The sequence below is a fragment of the Rhodanobacter sp. C01 genome (genome assembly GCF_002001045.1).
GTDB lineage: Bacteria > Pseudomonadota > Gammaproteobacteria > Xanthomonadales > Rhodanobacteraceae > Rhodanobacter.
The window spans coordinates 1-650 of record NZ_MUNR01000013.1 but is presented as its reverse complement, the minus strand read 5'-3'; the positions used below and the strand labels follow the sequence as shown (position 1 = coordinate 650).

At 59.2% G+C, this 650-nt stretch carries 1 protein-coding gene; it reads right to left on the bottom strand.

Annotation, left to right across the window (positions count from 1 at the left end; translation table 11 throughout):
- Positions 1-606: hypothetical protein (locus tag B0E50_RS14315; protein ID WP_139350882.1), on the bottom strand; the 606-nt coding region annotated here is incomplete at its 3' end.
- Positions 607-650: the final 44 nt, after the last annotated feature.

Here is a 650-nt window from a genome sequence, read left to right as displayed (position 1 = left end):
GCGCAGGTAGTCGTGAACGCGATAGAGCCGCTCGATCCCGGGCGTGTTGTCCTCAATCCACTCCTCAGGCCTTCCGTTTCCTCGTGCGCTCTCCATCAGGCCGGTCTCATCCAGTTCACCATGGGTGTCGAGCACATACGCTTCAATCAAGGTTTGAAGTTGGTTGTGATCCCAGCACGTCACGTCACCCCACGTTCTCCAGTCGGGCGAGTAGAAGGAGATGAAGCCGCTGCGGGACGTGTGGCGCTCACCGGCCACCTGGGCGAGTGAAGCCGTCGATGTCTCGCGCATCATCCGCTGTGCCTCCTCCAGCGGCAGTTCGATAAACAGGCGATCTGTCTCGAAGTTGTAGAACTTCGGGGAATCCATCGACTCGAAACGCACGTGGTGGATCCCAGCTTCCTCGCAAAAGCATTCCGAAAACTCCTTGGCGTACGCGCGGTGGACTGCCGACCAACAGCAGGCGCTGCTTAGGCGATCGGTCAAACCTTGATTCGGATCACCCTGGTCGTTTGAGAACATCGCCGTCATGGCGTAGTCCAGCTCAGCATCGTGCTGGGAACCGTAGAACCCAGCAAAGGGTAGGGCAGCAGTGAGCATCTGCATCACATCAGCCCTCTGCCGGCCATGCTGACGCACTCGGCACCCAC